The sequence below is a fragment of the Hydrogenophaga sp. SNF1 genome, from assembly GCF_034421675.1.
GTDB lineage: Bacteria > Pseudomonadota > Gammaproteobacteria > Burkholderiales > Burkholderiaceae_C > Hydrogenophaga > Hydrogenophaga borbori.
On sequence record NZ_CP139793.1, the window covers coordinates 208,751 to 222,732 of the forward strand.

Sequence of the window (13,982 nt, forward strand, 5' to 3'; positions counted from 1 at the left end):
CGCGCCGCGCCGCGGGGGAGTTGTCTATTTCGCGCTCAGGGCCAGCAGGCTCACACCGACCACGATCAGCGTGCAGCCGGCCACGCGCAGCCACGAGAAGGGCTCGCCCAGCCACCACACGCCCAGCAGCATGGTGACCACGAAGCCCAGGCTCACCAGCGGGTAGGCCAGCGACACGTCGAGCCGCGACAGCACCCACAGCCAGAGCACGGCGCTGGCGCCATAAAGCAGGAGGCCCAGCCAGACCATGGGGCTGGTGAAGGCCTGCACGTAGGTGCCGGCCACGTCGGCGCCGCCGGGGCCCAGGCCGCGCTTCATGGCGAGCTGCGCCGCCGAAGACATGAGCACGCAGAGCAGCGCGAGCAGCAGGGCGAGGGATTTCATAGGTGGGGCTGCCAGCCGACGGTGGCCGCCAGGCCGATGCCGCCCATGACGAGCAGCGTGGCCCAACTGAAGGGGTCCTTCAGCGCGAAGGCCAGCGGGTCTTCGCCGTGGAGTTCGCGCCGGCCGGTCTTGAACCAGATGCGCATCACCCACATCAGCAGAACCGGCGCGGCGGCCCACAGCCAGTCGGGCTGGGCGTAGAGCGCGCGGCTGTTGGGCGAGTCGATGTAGAGCGTGAGCACCAGCACCGACATGAAGCCGCTGGTCATGCCCATGGTGCGCAGGGTGGCCAGGTCGCGCGGCTGGTAGCCGCGGCCCGGCGCCGGCGCCTGGTGCGCGTCCACCGCCTCTTCCAGTTCGGCACAGCGCTTGACCAGCGCCAGGCTCAGGAACAGGAAGATGGAGATGGCCAGCAGCCAGTTGGACAGGTCCACGTGCCCGGCCAGCGCGCCGGCGCCGATGCGCAGCGTGTAGAGCGTGGCCAGCAGCAGCACGTCGAACAGCGGGATGCGCTTCCAGCGCAGCGAGTAGCCCAGCGTCAGCGCGGTGTACAGCAGCAGCGCGCCGGTGAAGGCCTGGCCGACCCAGAAGGCCAGGGCGAAGGCGGCCAGCAGCATGGCCGCGCCGATGGCCACGGCGGCACCGATGCCCATCGTGCCCGCCGCCAGCGGGCGCAGGCGCTTGAGCCGGTGCGCGCGGTCGTTGGGCAGGTCGAGCAGGTCGTTGACCAGGTAGGTGGCCGAGGCGCAGAGCCCGAAGGCGACGAAGGCCACGAACAGCGTGAACCACAGCGAGGGATCGGTGGTGTGCGCCGCCAGCAGCGGCACGAACAGCAGGCCGTTCTTGGACCACTGCTTGAGGCGGACCGCGCGCAGCACGGTGGCGAGCGTGAGCGGCCGCCGTTCGAAGACGCGGGCGGGCGCCTGCGCGGCCTGCAGGCGCCGCAGCACGCCGGCCGGGGCGTTCACCGCGATGGCCTGCGCGCCGCCGGCCCAGACGGGCAGGTCATCGGCGCTGTTGCCCGCGTAGGCCCAGCGCTCATGGCCCGCGGCGCGCGCGTGCGCGGCGATGGCCTCGCGCTTGTGGGCGCGGCTCAGGTTGGGGCCGCCGTCTTCGGTGGCCAGCACGTCGCTGAACACGCCCAGGTGCTCGGCCACGCGCCGCGCCACGCGCGCGTCGGCGGCGGTGGCCAGCACCAGGGGGCGGCCGCGCGCGTGTTCGGCGCGCAGGAACTCGATGAAATCCGCGCGCCAGGGCAGGCGCTCGGGCTCGGGCAGCACGGCGTCGGCCAGGGCGCGCTTGAAGCCGGCCTTGCCACGCGCCAGCCAGCCCACCATGCGCAGCAGGTTCAGCGGATGGCGGCGCGCGAACAGCACGATGGATTCGTGCAGGGTGTCGCTCGGCGTGAGCGAGCCGTCCAGGTCCACGTAGAGCGGACAGTCGTCCAGGGGTGGGTTGTGCATCGGGCCTGTGCTGCGGGTCTCGGGCGATTCTAGGGGCCGCCCGCGGCGGCTTCAGGCGCCCATCAGCCAGCCCCAGCCGCGCTGCGCCAGATCGATCGCGAGCTGGCCGAAGGCCAGGGTGTAGGCGATGGCGGCGGCGCCGGCCAGGGTGGAGCCCGCCAGCGCCAGGCCGTCGCGGAACAGCCAGCCCAGGCCCAGCAGCACCAGGCTGGCGCTGGGCAGCACGTTGCCGAAGGGCAGGGGCAAAAAGATGATGGCCGCCATCGCCGCGATCCAGGCGCCCCACCAGCCGCGCGTGCGCTCGTGCCGCCAGGCCTGCCAGCGCGGGCCCAGCCAGCGGTCGGCGAGGGCGTACAGCCAGGCCAGGGCGTGCAGGCTGCGGCGCGACCATTGTTCGTTCAGGGTGAAGCCGCCCAGCGCCCCCGGCAGGGCCACGCGCTCCCGGCCGCGCGCCCAGGACCAGCCCAGCGCGGCGATGAAGAAACTCACGAACCAGCCCGCGCCGCCCACCGGGATGAGGGTGAACAGCGAGAGCACCATCACCAGCACCGGCAGCGAGGCCTCGCCGTGCAGGTTCAGCAGCTCGGCCAGCGTCAGGCGCAGCGGGGCGGTTTCGTCGGCCTCGTGCGAGCCGCCCAGGCCGTGCGCGCGCCAGCGCCGTTCCTGGCGGATGGCGGCGCGGCGCAGGCGGCGGGCGAGGCTGTGGTCCATGGGGCGGGCAGATGCTGGTGTCCCTGCATGACCCGCTGACGACAGCGGGGTTCCCCGCGCCCGGCGGGCGCCCGCCTCAGGCCAGGGCCGGCTCGGGCGCGCCGAGCGGGCTGCGCGGCGACACCAGCACCGCGTCGCCCTCGCGCAGGCCCAGGGAGTGGAACTGCGCCGTGCCCAGGCGGGCCTCGATCAGGTCGTGCGCGCCGGACTCGGGCTCGAGTTCGAGCCGCACCACCGGGTCGAGCACCAGCGCGCGCCGCAGCGTGGCCACCACGGCGCCGCGCGTGTCGGTGCCGGGCAGCAGGCGCTGCACCTCCAGTTCGTGCGGGCGCAGCGGGCGCGTGCCATCGCCCACCAGCGGCACGCCGCCGAGGAAGCGCGCCACGAAGGGCGTGGCCGGGTGTTCCCAGACCTCCCGCGGCGAGCCCACCTGCTCGATGCGGCCGCGGTTCATCAGCACCACGCGGTCGGCCACTTCCAGGGCCTCCTCCTGGTCGTGCGTGACGAAGATGCTGGTGACGTGCAGCTCGTCGTGCAGGCGGCGCAGCCAGCGGCGCAGCTCCTTGCGCACCTGGGCGTCGAGCGCGCCGAAGGGCTCGTCGAGCAGCAGCACCTTGGGCTCCACCGCCAGCGCGCGCGCCAGGGCGATGCGCTGGCGCTGCCCGCCCGAGAGCTGCGCGGGGTAGCGGTCGGCCAGCCAGTCGAGCTGCACCAGCTTGAGCAGCTCGAACACCTTGGCCTGGATCTGCTTGTCGCTCGGGCGCTCGCCGCGCGGCTTCACGCGCAGGCCGAAGGCCACGTTCTCGGCCACCGTCATGTGGCGAAACAGCGCGTAGTGCTGGAACACGAAGCCCACGTTGCGCTCGCGCACGTGCACGTGGGTGCTGTCCTCGCCGCTGATGACGATCTGGCCGGCGTCGGCCGTTTCCAGGCCCGCGATGATGCGCAGCAGGGTGGTCTTGCCGCAGCCCGAGGGGCCCAGCAGGGCGAGCAGCTCGCCGCTCTGGATGTCGAGCCGGATGTTGTCCAGCGCGTGGAAGGCGCCGAAGTGCTTGGAGATGTTCTGGACGTTGATGCTCATGGTGAAACCTTCGCGCAGCGCGCTGCGGTGCGAGTGCCTTCGGGCGGCCGTGCGGCACTCATGTGGACGCTCCTGCGAGGGAGGTGTCGTTGCGGGGCCGCTCGGGCGGCAGTTCGGCCAGGGCCTTGAGTTCACGCTCCATGCGCCACTCGGCCACGGTCTTGATGACCAGGGTGACCAGCGCCAGCAGGGCCAGCAGCGAGGCCACGGCGAAGGCGGCCACCGACTGGTACTCGTTGTAGAGGACCTCCACGTGCAGCGGCATGGTGTTGGTCTGGCCGCGGATGTGGCCCGAGACCACCGAGACCGCGCCGAACTCGCCCATGGCGCGCGCGTTGCACAGGATCACGCCGTAGATCAGGCCCCACTTGATGTTGGGCAGCGTGACGTGCCAGAAGGTCTGCCAGCCGGTGGCGCCCAGCACCTGCGCCGCCTGTTCCTCGTCGTTGCCCTGGGCCTGCATCAGCGGGATGAGTTCGCGCGCGATGAAGGGGAAGGTGACGAAGACGGTGGCCAGGACGATGCCCGGCACGGCAAAGACAATCTGGATGTCGTGCTCGGCCAGCCAGGGGCCCAGCCAGCCCTGCGCGCCGAACACCAGCACGTAGATCAGGCCCGCCACCACCGGCGAGACGGAGAACGGCAGGTCGATCAGCGTGGTGAGGAAGGCCTTGCCGCGGAACTCGAACTTGGCCACGGCCCAGGCCGCGGCCACGCCGAACACCAGGTTCAGCGGCACCGCGATCGCGGCCGTGAGCAGGGTCAGGCGGATGGCGGCCCAGGCGTCGGGCTCCTTCAGCGCCGCCCAGTAGGCCTCCCAGCCTTTGCGCAGCGCCTCGGTGAACACCGCGGCCAGCGGCAGCAGCAGGAACAGCGCCATGAACGCCAGGGCGATGCCGATCAGCGTGCGGCGCACCCAGGGCGCCTCGGTACGGGCCAGGCTCATGCCATCGCTCCACCGGAACGTTGGCGCTGCCAGGCCTGCAGGGCGTTGATGACCAGCAGCAGCACGAAGGAGATGCCCAGCATCACCGAGGCCACGGCGGTGGCGCCGGCGTAGTCGTACTGCTCCAGCTTGGCGATGATGATCAGCGGCGTGATCTCCGACACCATGGGCATGTTGCCGGCGATGAAGATCACCGAGCCGTACTCGCCCACGGCGCGCGCGAAGGCCATGGCGAAGCCCGTGAGCAGCGCGGGCGCGATGCTCGGCAAGATCACGCGCGAGAAGGTCTGCCAGCGCGTGGCGCCCAGGCTGGAGGCGGCTTCCTCCAGCTCCTTCTCGGCGTCTTCCAGCACCGGCTGCACGGTGCGCACCACGAAGGGCAGGCCGATGAAGATGAGCGCAATGACCACGCCGTTGGGGTTGAACGCGAGCTGCAGGCCCAGCGGCGCGAACACCTGGCCCACCCAGCCGTTGTCGGCCAGCAGCGCGGTGAGCGAAATGCCGGCCACGGCCGTGGGCAGGGCGAAGGGCAGGTCCACCAGGGCATCGACGATCTTCTTGCCCGGGAAGCTGTAGCGCACCAGCACCCAGGCCACCAGCAGGCCGAACACCACGTTGACCAGCGCCGCGATCAGCGAGGCGCCAAAGCTCAGTCGGTAGGCGGCCAGCACGCGCGGCGAGGCCACGGCTTCCCAGAACTGCGCCCAGCTCATGGAGAAGGTCTTGAAGACCAGGGCCGAGAGCGGGATCAGCACGATCAGGCTCAGGTAGAGCAGGGTGTAGCCCAGGGTGATGTTGAAGCCCGGCAGCACGCGGCGCGTGGGGCGCCGCGGGGTGGCCATGGAGGACCTGGGCAGGGTGGCGGTGGTCATGCGAAGCGCGGGGGGCTTACTTCACGTACAGCTGGTCGAACCTGCCGCCGTCGTTGAAGTGCACCTTCTGCGCGTCGGCGAAGGAGCCGAAGTACTGCTCGACGGTGAACAGCTTGATGGGCTTGAAGACGTCGGCGTGCTTTCTGAGCACCGCTTCCGAGCGCGGGCGGATGTTGTGCTTGGCCGCGATTTCCTGGCCCTGGTCGCTGTAGAGGAAGTCGAGGTAGGCCTTGGCCTGGGCGGCCGTGCCCTTTTTGTTCACCGTGCGCTCGACGATGGCCACCGGGTTCTCGGCCACGACGCTCGCGCTCGGGTGCACGGCGTCGACCTTGCCGGCGCCGAACTCGTTGTTCACCGACACCACCTCGGACTCGAAGGTGATCAGCACGTCGCCGATGTTGCGCTGCAGGAAGATGCCGGTGGCGTCGCGCCCGCCGCGCGCCAGCACCGGCACGTTGGCGTAGAGCTTCTTCACGAACTCGGCGGCCTGCTCGTCGCTGCCGCCCTTGGCGCGCACCTGGCCCCAGGCGGCCAGGTAGGCGTAGCGGCCGTTGCCGCCGGTCTTGGGGTTGACCACCACGACCTGCACGCCGGGCTTGATGAGGTCGTCCCAGTCCTTGATGTGCTTGGGGTTGCCGTTGCGCACCAGGAACAGCATGGTGGAGGTGGTGGGCGCGGCGTTGTGCGGGAACTTCTGGCGCCAGTCCTTGGCGACCACGCCCTTGTCGGCCAGGAAGTCCACGTCGGTGGTGGTGTTCATGGTGACCACGTCGGCCTCCAGGCCGTCGGCCACGGCGCGCGCCTGGGCGCTGGAGCCGGCGTGCGACTGGTTCACCACCACGGCCTTGCCGGCCTTCTTTTGCTGTTCGACGAAGGCGGTGTTGATGTCCTTGTAGAACTCGCGCGCCACGTCGTAGGAGACGTTGAGCAGCGTGGTGGTCTGGGCCGAGGCCAGCGTGCTCAGGGCCAGGCCCAGGGCGGCGGCGGTGGTGCGCAGTGCGGTTGTCATGGTCGGAAACTCGGGGCGTTCGGGAATCGGGAAGGGCATTCTGGAAGTGCTCTTCACAAATGCAAACGACAGTTTTCTTGTTTCTTTATGCCGTTGCGGCATGTAGCCTCGACCCGGTTCCTGTGGGCTCAGACCTTCATGGCATAGGCCGGCAGTGGGCCGGCGGCCGGCTCGGGGGCGTCCCCGTGCCAGGACGCCCCCGAGGCATCGAACGGGCCGTCGATCTCGGACAGCGCCTCATCGCCCTCGCGCCCGCAAGACCACCGGTCGAACCGCTCCGCCTCGTCGTCCGCCAGCCGGAAAACCGGCGGGCCATCGACCAGTTCGTCCCACCAGGGTTCGGGCTGGGCGCGCTCCTGCTGCACGGCCTGTACCAGGCGCTCGGCCAGTTCGGCGCAGTCGCGCAGTCGCCGCCGCATCCAGCGGTCGGACCATCGCCCCTTCTCCTGCTCGTCGGCCAGGGCGAGCTGGCCCAGCCGGCAGCTGTCCTGCAGCTCCCGCAGGCAGCGGATCAGGCAGTTGGCGGTGTCCGGGTCGTCATCGCCATTGCCCCGGTAGCGCTCGGGCCAGGCGATGCCCAGGCCGTCGGGGCGCAGCGGCAGGCCGTTGAGCAGGGGCTGGAGCAGGTCGCGCCGCAACTGGGCGAGCGCGTCGGTGTCGCCGCGCCGTTCATGGCGCTCCAGGGCCTTGAGCGCCTGCCTGGGGGTGGCGAGGGACTTGCGCCAGAGGCCGCGCGCGAGGCGCCCCACGCGGTTGTGGCCCCTTCGCCGCTCCGCCTTGCCGGCGCGTTTGACGGCGTCGATCAGGTCCGCGAGAGGGGCAAAGGGCGTGGGCGCGTGGGCCGCGTGCGTGCGCAGCACCGGCACCGGGGCGCGATCGCCCTCGAGCGGTGCGCTCGGGCGCGAAGCCAACAGCCGCAGGCCGATGGTGCCCGTGGCCACGGCGCGCACCAGCTGGCCGTGCTGCTCCCGCGTCTGGACCCCGGCCGCCTGGCGCAGCGCGCGCAAGGTGTCGGGCGTTGCGCCGGCGTCCAGCAGGGCCTGTTCGGCGTCGCACAGCGGCGGCTCGCCTTCGGGGCCCCGGCTGGCCTGCAGCCCCGCTGCGTAGAGCTGGCCCTGCAGCCAGCCGAGGCTTAGGAAGGTGTTGTGGCGCAGCGCCTGCCGCTGGGCCTCGCTCATCGAGGTGTCGCCGTCGAGGCGGCCGGCGTACAGCAGGCCGGCCTTGACGCCGTCCGCATCGCCGAAGGCCTGGGCTTCCCGGTCGCGCCGGCGCATGCGCTGTCGGTCCGCCGCCAGGTAGGCCTGGTACTTGGCGAGGTGCGTGAGCAGGAAGAGGCCCAGTGCGGAGCCGACGACGGCGGCCGGGATCGTCCCATACGAACCGGTGCCCGCCGCCATCGCGGCCAGGCCCAACAGGCTGAGCAGAAAATTAAACAGGTTGAGCTTGCCCCGGAATTGGCGGGCCCAGGCCACCCGCTTGGCCTGGTTGCTGCGCTGGATGGCCTTGACCAGTTGCCGGGCGAGGTTGCGGCGCACCTGCTGGGCCTGCTTCACCTGCTCGGGGTCGGCGCCTGGGTTGAAGCTGTCGGGGGACAGGCCCCACACCACGCGCTCGAAGGTCAGCAGCTTGGCGCGGCGGGTGGCCCGCGCCTTGCCGATGCGCTGGCGACCGCCCCTGTGGTCCCCGTGCGCGGTGAGCAGACCGGCCAGCGCCAGCAGCGCCGCCACCGGCGGCACGGCCTGGCCCACGGTGTCCAGGGCGGCGCCGGCCGCGCCGCTGGTGATCAGCTGGGGCAGCAGCGTGGCCAGCGCGTTGAAGAGCTGGAAGGGGGCTTTGGCGCCCTGCAGCACGCCGTCGCGCAGGACGGCGACCTGCTCGTCGCTGAGGCCGCCGAGCAGGTCGAGGGGGCGGTGCAGGCCGTCGCGCATGCGCTCGAACAGCGGCACTCGCGACGCGGCGTCGAAGGCATCGATGCGCGCCTGCAAGGCGTCGCGCTGCCGCTCGGCGTGGTCGGCCAGGCCTTGGCGCCGTTCATCCGGGTAGGCCAGGGCCTGCTGGCGCAAGCGCAGGGCCACGTCGGCGCTCACCAGATGGTCGAGGTGCAACAGGCGCCGCTCAGCGGCCCGCTCGCGCTCCGGGCCCAGCAGATAGGCCTTCTCGAAACCCTTCAGCAGGCCGATCAGCGCGTCCACGTTGAATTGCGCGAGGTCGCGCGCGGCCTGCACGCGCGGGTCGGGGCCGTGGCGCAGCTGGTGGTTCAGCTGGTGCAGCAGGAGGTGCTGCGCCCCCAGCAGCGCCTCGAACACCTGGTACTGCTGGCGGGCCTCGCGCCAGGCGTGCAGGGTCAGGCCGGTGTCGACGAGCGAGCACAGCAGGTTGAAGGCGCCGCCCGCCAGCAGCGTGGCGGGCAGCGCGTCGCCGCCGGCGCTGTCGGTGAAGGCGTTCGCCAGGCCGGCGCCGCTGGTGGCGCCCACCCCCGCCGCCCAGCTGGCGCAGACCGCGCTCAGGAGGTCGGGCCTGTCCAGCAGACCGGGGGCGACGTACGCGGCACCGACGACCGGGGCGTCCGCGGGCGCCGCCGCCCGCACGCCCTGCCGCGGCGACGGCCGGGGACTGCCGGGTGCCGACGGCTGGCGCGACGCGCGCTGGTCGTGCAGCTGCCGCAGGTTGTTTTGGGCGTGTGATGGGCTGCCGGGGGGCTGGAGCGTGCGCGGGCGGCGCGGCGCCGAGTCGCTGCCGTGGCCGCCGTCCGGCGACGGGCGGGTTGGGGGGCTTTCGACCCGGGCCTTGCGCGGGGAAGGCGGCCGGCGGATCCAGCCTAGGGACAGTGACTGCACGGGGTCGTTCCTTCCTGTGTCGTGGCCGCTCGGCGCGGGGCGGGGCCGTGGTCCATGGTCCAGCCTTTGTAGGTGTCGGGATACGCGTGGCTGCGACCGATCTCGACGTCTTCCAGCACCGCGAGCGCGTCGGGCGCGTGCCCGGCCAGCGCCTGGTGCAAAACGATCAGGTAAGTGGCGATGGCCCGGCGCTGGTTGCCGCAGGCGCGCACCGGTGGGGTCGGGCGCCCGTCGCCCGCGCACAGCAGCAGGACCTTGCCCTTGCCATCGACCAGGGACAGCGTGTCGCAGGGGATCAGGGGCGTGTCGCGCCAGGTGAGGACGCGTGCGTCGAACAGCACGGTGGGGGCCGGCCGCACACCGGTGCGTGCGCATTCGCGTTCGAAGGCCGCGATCACCAGGGGGTGGGTCAGGAAGAAGGTCGGCGTCCGCCCGGCCTTGGCCAGCAGATCGTCCAGGTCGTCGGGCGTGGGCGGGCCGGACAGCGGGAGCAGCACCTGGGTGGGGGGTACGCGCGAGAGCCAGCCGTGCCGGGGGTTGTTGATGAGCTCGCTCGTGCACCAGGCCTCGACCGCTTCGGTCGCCCGGCGCAGCGGCGCCTGGGCGTCCGCCGCCAGCGGGGTGGGTGTCCGTGCGCTCGACATGGCCAGGTCCAAAAGTTTCGGTAATGAAATAGGCTTACGAATGGGCGCACTCTAGGTGCGCCGGCCCGTTTCACCAACCAATGTTTGGTTCTGTGCTCATGACAGAAACGTCTGAGCGGCCATGCCGGGGGGGCGTGTCCGCTCGCCGCTTCGATGATGCGGATGTCGCGTTCCGCGCCCTGGCCCAGGTCCGCAGGCCCGGGCCCCCTTTCAGGCCACCCCGGGACCCGGCGGTGCCCCGGAGGCTGGTGACGGCGGCGGCGCGCTCACTTCCTGGTGTAGATCTGGTCGAAGCTGCCGCCGTCGGCGAAGTGCGCCTTCGCGGCCTTGTCCCAACCGCCGAAGGCCTGGTCGATGGTGAACAGCTTGAGCGGGGGCAGTGGCCTGGCGACCTTGGCCTGGGCCTTGGCCGAGACCGGGCGGTAGAAGTTCTTGCCGATGATGTCCTGCGCCTCTTCGGTGTAGAGGTACTCCAGGTAGGCCTGGGCCACGGCGCGCGTGCCCTTCTTGTCCACGTTCCTGTCCACCACGGTCACCGCGGGCTCGGCCAGGATCGACAGAGAGGGGTAGACGAAGTCGAACCGGGTGCCGAACTCCTTCTCGAGCAGGTAGGCCTCGTTCTCCCAGGCGATCAGCACGTCGCCCTGGTTGCGCTGCGCGAAGGTGATGGTCGAGCCGCGCGCGCCGGTGTCGAGCACCGGCACGTTGTTGTAGAGCCGGGCGACGAAGTCCTTGGCCTGGGCGTCACCGCCGAACTTGCGCTTGGCGAATTCCCACGCGGCCAGGTAGTTCCAGCGCGCGCCGCCCGAGGTCTTGGGGTTGGGGGTGATGACCTTCACGTCGGGGCGCACCAGGTCGTCCCAGTCCTTGATGTTCTTGGGGTTGCCCTGGCGCACCGCGAGCACGATGGTGGAGGTGTAGGGCGAGCTGTTGTGCGGCAGGCGCTTCTGCCAGTCCTTGGGAATCCACTGGCCGTTGGTGTGCAGCGCATCGGTGTCGCCGGCCAGGGCCAGCGTGGCCACGTCGGCGTCCAGGCCGTCGATGATGGAGCGCGCCTGCTTGCCCGAGCCGCCGTGCGACTGTTTGATCGTCACGTCCTGCCCGGTCTTGGCCTTCCAGTGCTTGGCGAAGGCCTGGTTGATCTCGACGTAGAGCTCGCGCGTGGGGTCGTAGCTCACGTTGAGCAGGGTCGCGGGTGCGGGGGTCTGGGCCTGGGCAGCGCCCACGCTCAGGGCGAGGGCGGCGGCGCCCAGGGTGGTCAGCAGGTGGCGGCGGGCGGTCATGGATCGTTCCTTCTTCGGATGGCGGTGCTGTGAGACAGCGAGGCCGCGATGTTCCCGAGAACACCGCCAGGAAGGAACGAATACGTTGTTGGTTGTTTATGACGAAAACGTCTATGGCCACCGCTTGCGGGGCTCAGCCGCGCAGCGGAAACCCCTCCGCCAGCGCCTCGCGCAGCCAGGCCACGAACACCGACACCGCGCGTGGTACGTGGCTCGCGTAGGGACGGATGGCGTAGAGGTGGTCGCTGAAGGTGCCCACCGAGGCCCAGTCCGGCAGCACCTCCACCAGCTTGCCCGCGCGCAGGGCGGCCTGCGCGCTGAAGTCGGGCACCAGCGCGATGCCCAGGCCCGCGATCGCGGCGTCGCGCAGGGCCTCGCTGTTGTTGGCGGCGAAGGGCCCCGCCACCGGCACGGTGAGGCGCTGGGCCGGCGCCTGGCGGCGCGCCTCGCCGGCCTGCTGGAAGTGCCAGGCCGGCGTGTCCTGCGCGCGCGGGTAGTGCAGGCAGTCGTGGCCCGCCAGGTCCTGCGGCGTGGCGGGCGTGCCGCGGCGGCGCAGGTAGGCGCGGCTGGCCACCAGCACCGAGCGCGTGCGGCACAGGGTCCAGGCCACGTGCGTGTCGGGTGGCGTGGCGGTGTGGCGGATGGCGAGGTCGAAGCCCTCGGTGGCCAGCGAGCTCAGGCGGTCCGACAGGTCCAGCTCGAGGCGGATGCCGGGGTGCTCGCGCAGGAAGCCGGCGATGCGCGGCACCAGCTGCTGGCGCGCGAAGGCCACCGGCGCGGTGACCCGCACGCGGCCCACCGGCACCGCGGCCAGGTCGCGCACGCTGGCGAAGCCCTGGGCGATGCGCTCGAAGGGCTCGCGCAGGCCGTCGACCAGGCGCTGGCCGGCCTCCGTCAGGCGCACGCTGCGCGTGGTGCGCTGCACCAGGGGCACGCCGGCGGCGCGCTCGAGCTCGCTGATGTGCTGGCTCATGGCGGCCTTGCTCACGCCCAGGCGCTGCGCCGCCGCCGTGTAGCTGCCGTGTTGCGCCAGCACCGTGAGCCAGTGCAGGTGGGACCAGAGGTGTTCGGCTTTTTCCAGACTCATGCGGCGATTGTTCACCATGGCAAACAAAACGTTCAAGCCACGGGCCTAGGCGCGGGCAGGCCCTCTGCCTAGACTGGACCGCTTCTTCACCGCCCACGCCCGCCCGCCATGACCACGAACCCCAGCGCCATCACCCACTTCATCGGCGGCCGCGCCGCCGCCGGCACGTCCGCGCGCGTGCAGGACGTGACCAACCCCGCCACCGGCGCGGTGACCGGCCGCGTGGCCCTGGCCAACGCCGCCGACGTGGACGCCGCCGTGGCCGCCGCCCAGGCCGCCTTCCCGGCCTGGGCCGACACGCCGCCCATCCGCCGCGCGCGCGTGATGTTCAAGTTCCTCGAGCTGGTGAACCAGCACAAGGACGCGCTCGCGCGCCTCATCACGGCCGAGCACGGCAAGGTGTTCACCGACGCCCAGGGCGAGGTGGCGCGCGGCATCGACATCATCGAATTCGCCTGCGGCATTCCGCAGCTGCTCAAGGGCGACTTCACCGACCAGGTCTCCACCGGCATGGACAACTGGACCCTGCGCCAGCCGCTGGGCGTGGTGGCGGGCATCACGCCCTTCAACTTCCCGGTGATGGTGCCCATGTGGATGTTCCCGGTGGCCATTGCCGCGGGCAACAGCTTCGTGCTCAAGCCCAGTCCCATCGACCCCTCGCCCTCGCTGTTCATTGGCGAACTGCTGAAGCAGGCCGGCCTGCCCGACGGCGTCTACAACGTGGTACAGGGCGACAAGGAGGCGGTGGACGCGCTGCTGGTGCACCCCGACGTGAAGGCCATCAGCTTCGTCGGCTCCACGCCCATCGCCAACCACATCTACGAGACCGGCGCCCGCCACGGCAAGCGCGTGCAGGCCCTGGGCGGCGCCAAGAACCACATGGTGGTGATGCCCGACGCCGACCTCGACCAGGCGGTGGACGCGCTCATCGGCGCGGCCTACGGCAGTGCGGGCGAGCGCTGCATGGCCATCAGCGTGGCCGTGCTGGTGGGCGACGTGGCCGACAGGATCATGCCGAAGCTGGTCGAGCGCACGAAGGCGCTCAAGGTGCTGGACGGCATGAACCTCGCGGCCGAGATGGGCCCCATCGTCACGGCCGCCGCGCACCAGCGCATCAGCGGCTACATCGAGACCGGCGCAAAGGAAGGCGCGAAGCTGCTGGTCGATGGCCGGGGCTTCAAGGGTGCTTCGGCGGGCAAGGGTTGCGACCAGGGCTTCTGGATGGGTGGCACGCTGTTCGACCACGTGGGCACCGACATGCGCATCTACAAGGAAGAGATCTTCGGCCCCGTGCTCAGCTGCGTGCGCGTGCCCGACTTCGCGCAGGCGGTGCAGATCATCAACGAGCACGAGTTCGGCAACGGCGTCTCCTGCTTCACGCGCGACGGCAACGTGGCGCGCGAGTTCGCGCGCCGCATCCAGGTGGGCATGGTGGGCATCAACGTGCCGATCCCCGTGCCCATGGCCTGGCACGGCTTCGGCGGCTGGAAGAAGAGCCTGTTCGGCGACATGCACGCCTACGGCGAGGAGGGCGTGCGCTTCTATACCAAGCAGAAGTCGATCATGCAGCGCTGGCCGGAGTCGATCGGCAAAGGCGCCGAATTCGTGATGCCCACCGCGAAATGAGCGCCCCCCTGCGCGCCTTCGGCGCTTCCCCCCCGCGGG

12 protein-coding genes are annotated in these 13,982 nt (G+C 71.3%); 1 reads left to right on the forward strand and 11 read right to left on the reverse strand.

Annotated features, from left to right (window positions below; genetic code table 11):
- Positions 1 to 24: 24 nt before the first annotated feature.
- The 11 genes from SOM08_RS01020 to SOM08_RS01070 form a co-directional block, all read right to left on the reverse strand.
- A complete protein-coding gene (locus tag SOM08_RS01020) occupies positions 25 to 384 on the reverse strand; it encodes a DMT family transporter (protein ID WP_116958953.1) in 360 nt (119 codons plus the stop codon).
- Entirely contained in the window at positions 381 to 1,847 is a 1,467-nt protein-coding gene (locus SOM08_RS01025; RefSeq protein ID WP_322469877.1) for a UbiA family prenyltransferase, read from the reverse strand. Before SOM08_RS01025 ends, SOM08_RS01020 begins: the two co-directional genes overlap by 4 nt.
- A gap of 51 nt (positions 1,848 to 1,898) precedes the next feature.
- Positions 1,899 to 2,558: an exopolysaccharide biosynthesis protein gene (locus tag SOM08_RS01030; RefSeq protein ID WP_116958951.1), complete on the reverse strand. Its 660-nt coding sequence runs from the start codon at positions 2,556 to 2,558 to the stop codon at positions 1,899 to 1,901.
- A 76-nt stretch (positions 2,559 to 2,634) separates the two neighbouring features.
- A complete protein-coding gene (locus tag SOM08_RS01035; RefSeq protein ID WP_116958950.1) occupies positions 2,635 to 3,639 on the reverse strand; it encodes a sulfate/molybdate ABC transporter ATP-binding protein in 1,005 nt (334 codons plus the stop codon).
- 58 nt (positions 3,640 to 3,697) lie between these two features.
- Positions 3,698 to 4,585, reverse strand: a complete 888-nt coding sequence (cysW, locus tag SOM08_RS01040; protein WP_116958949.1) for a sulfate ABC transporter permease subunit CysW — start codon at positions 4,583 to 4,585, stop codon at positions 3,698 to 3,700.
- Complete coding sequence (gene cysT / locus SOM08_RS01045) at positions 4,582 to 5,457, reverse strand: sulfate ABC transporter permease subunit CysT (RefSeq protein WP_181936475.1); 876 nt, start codon at positions 5,455 to 5,457, stop codon at positions 4,582 to 4,584. The genes cysW and cysT overlap by 4 nt, the downstream gene beginning before the upstream one ends.
- A 16-nt stretch (positions 5,458 to 5,473) precedes the next feature.
- A complete protein-coding gene (locus SOM08_RS01050) occupies positions 5,474 to 6,466 on the reverse strand; it encodes a sulfate ABC transporter substrate-binding protein (protein WP_116959258.1) in 993 nt (330 codons plus the stop codon).
- A 128-nt stretch (positions 6,467 to 6,594) separates the two neighbouring features.
- Positions 6,595 to 9,303 (reverse strand): hypothetical protein, encoded by a 2,709-nt coding sequence (locus tag SOM08_RS01055; protein ID WP_322469878.1) that lies wholly within the window; start codon positions 9,301 to 9,303, stop codon positions 6,595 to 6,597.
- Positions 9,285 to 9,947: a hypothetical protein gene (locus SOM08_RS01060; protein WP_322469879.1), complete on the reverse strand. Its 663-nt coding sequence runs from the start codon at positions 9,945 to 9,947 to the stop codon at positions 9,285 to 9,287. Before SOM08_RS01060 ends, SOM08_RS01055 begins: the two co-directional genes overlap by 19 nt.
- A gap of 266 nt (positions 9,948 to 10,213) precedes the next feature.
- Positions 10,214 to 11,230, reverse strand: a complete 1,017-nt coding sequence (locus tag SOM08_RS01065; protein WP_116958946.1) for a sulfate ABC transporter substrate-binding protein — start codon at positions 11,228 to 11,230, stop codon at positions 10,214 to 10,216.
- 133 nt (positions 11,231 to 11,363) lie between these two features.
- Positions 11,364 to 12,317 carry a LysR family transcriptional regulator gene (locus SOM08_RS01070; protein WP_322469880.1) on the reverse strand — a complete coding sequence of 318 codons (954 nt, stop codon included), beginning with the start codon at positions 12,315 to 12,317 and terminating at the stop codon, positions 11,364 to 11,366.
- 108 nt (positions 12,318 to 12,425) lie between these two features.
- On the opposite strand from SOM08_RS01070, the gene SOM08_RS01075 reads away from it, so the two are divergent.
- On the forward strand, positions 12,426 to 13,943 hold the full coding sequence (locus tag SOM08_RS01075) for a CoA-acylating methylmalonate-semialdehyde dehydrogenase (RefSeq protein ID WP_116958945.1): 1,518 nt from the start codon (positions 12,426 to 12,428) through the stop codon (positions 13,941 to 13,943).
- Positions 13,944 to 13,982: the final 39 nt, after the last annotated feature.

Bases quoted from the DNA above. Each gene is read 5' to 3' on its own strand.
- SOM08_RS01020 (WP_116958953.1), bottom strand. From the start codon at position 384: ATGAAATCCCTCGCCCTGCTGCTCGCGCTGCTCTGCGTGCTCATGTCT.
- SOM08_RS01025 (WP_322469877.1), bottom strand. From the start codon at position 1,847: ATGCACAACCCACCCCTGGACGACTGTCCGCTCTACGTGGACCTGGAC.
- SOM08_RS01030 (WP_116958951.1), bottom strand. From the start codon at position 2,558: ATGGACCACAGCCTCGCCCGCCGCCTGCGCCGCGCCGCCATCCGCCAG.
- SOM08_RS01035 (WP_116958950.1), bottom strand. From the start codon at position 3,639: ATGAGCATCAACGTCCAGAACATCTCCAAGCACTTCGGCGCCTTCCAC.
- cysW (WP_116958949.1), bottom strand. From the start codon at position 4,585: ATGAGCCTGGCCCGTACCGAGGCGCCCTGGGTGCGCCGCACGCTGATC.
- cysT (WP_181936475.1), bottom strand. From the start codon at position 5,457: ATGACCACCGCCACCCTGCCCAGGTCCTCCATGGCCACCCCGCGGCGC.
- SOM08_RS01050 (WP_116959258.1), bottom strand. From the start codon at position 6,466: ATGACAACCGCACTGCGCACCACCGCCGCCGCCCTGGGCCTGGCCCTG.
- SOM08_RS01060 (WP_322469879.1), bottom strand. From the start codon at position 9,947: ATGTCGAGCGCACGGACACCCACCCCGCTGGCGGCGGACGCCCAGGCG.
- SOM08_RS01065 (WP_116958946.1), bottom strand. From the start codon at position 11,230: ATGACCGCCCGCCGCCACCTGCTGACCACCCTGGGCGCCGCCGCCCTC.
- SOM08_RS01070 (WP_322469880.1), bottom strand. From the start codon at position 12,317: ATGAGTCTGGAAAAAGCCGAACACCTCTGGTCCCACCTGCACTGGCTC.
- SOM08_RS01075 (WP_116958945.1), top strand. From the start codon at position 12,426: ATGACCACGAACCCCAGCGCCATCACCCACTTCATCGGCGGCCGCGCC.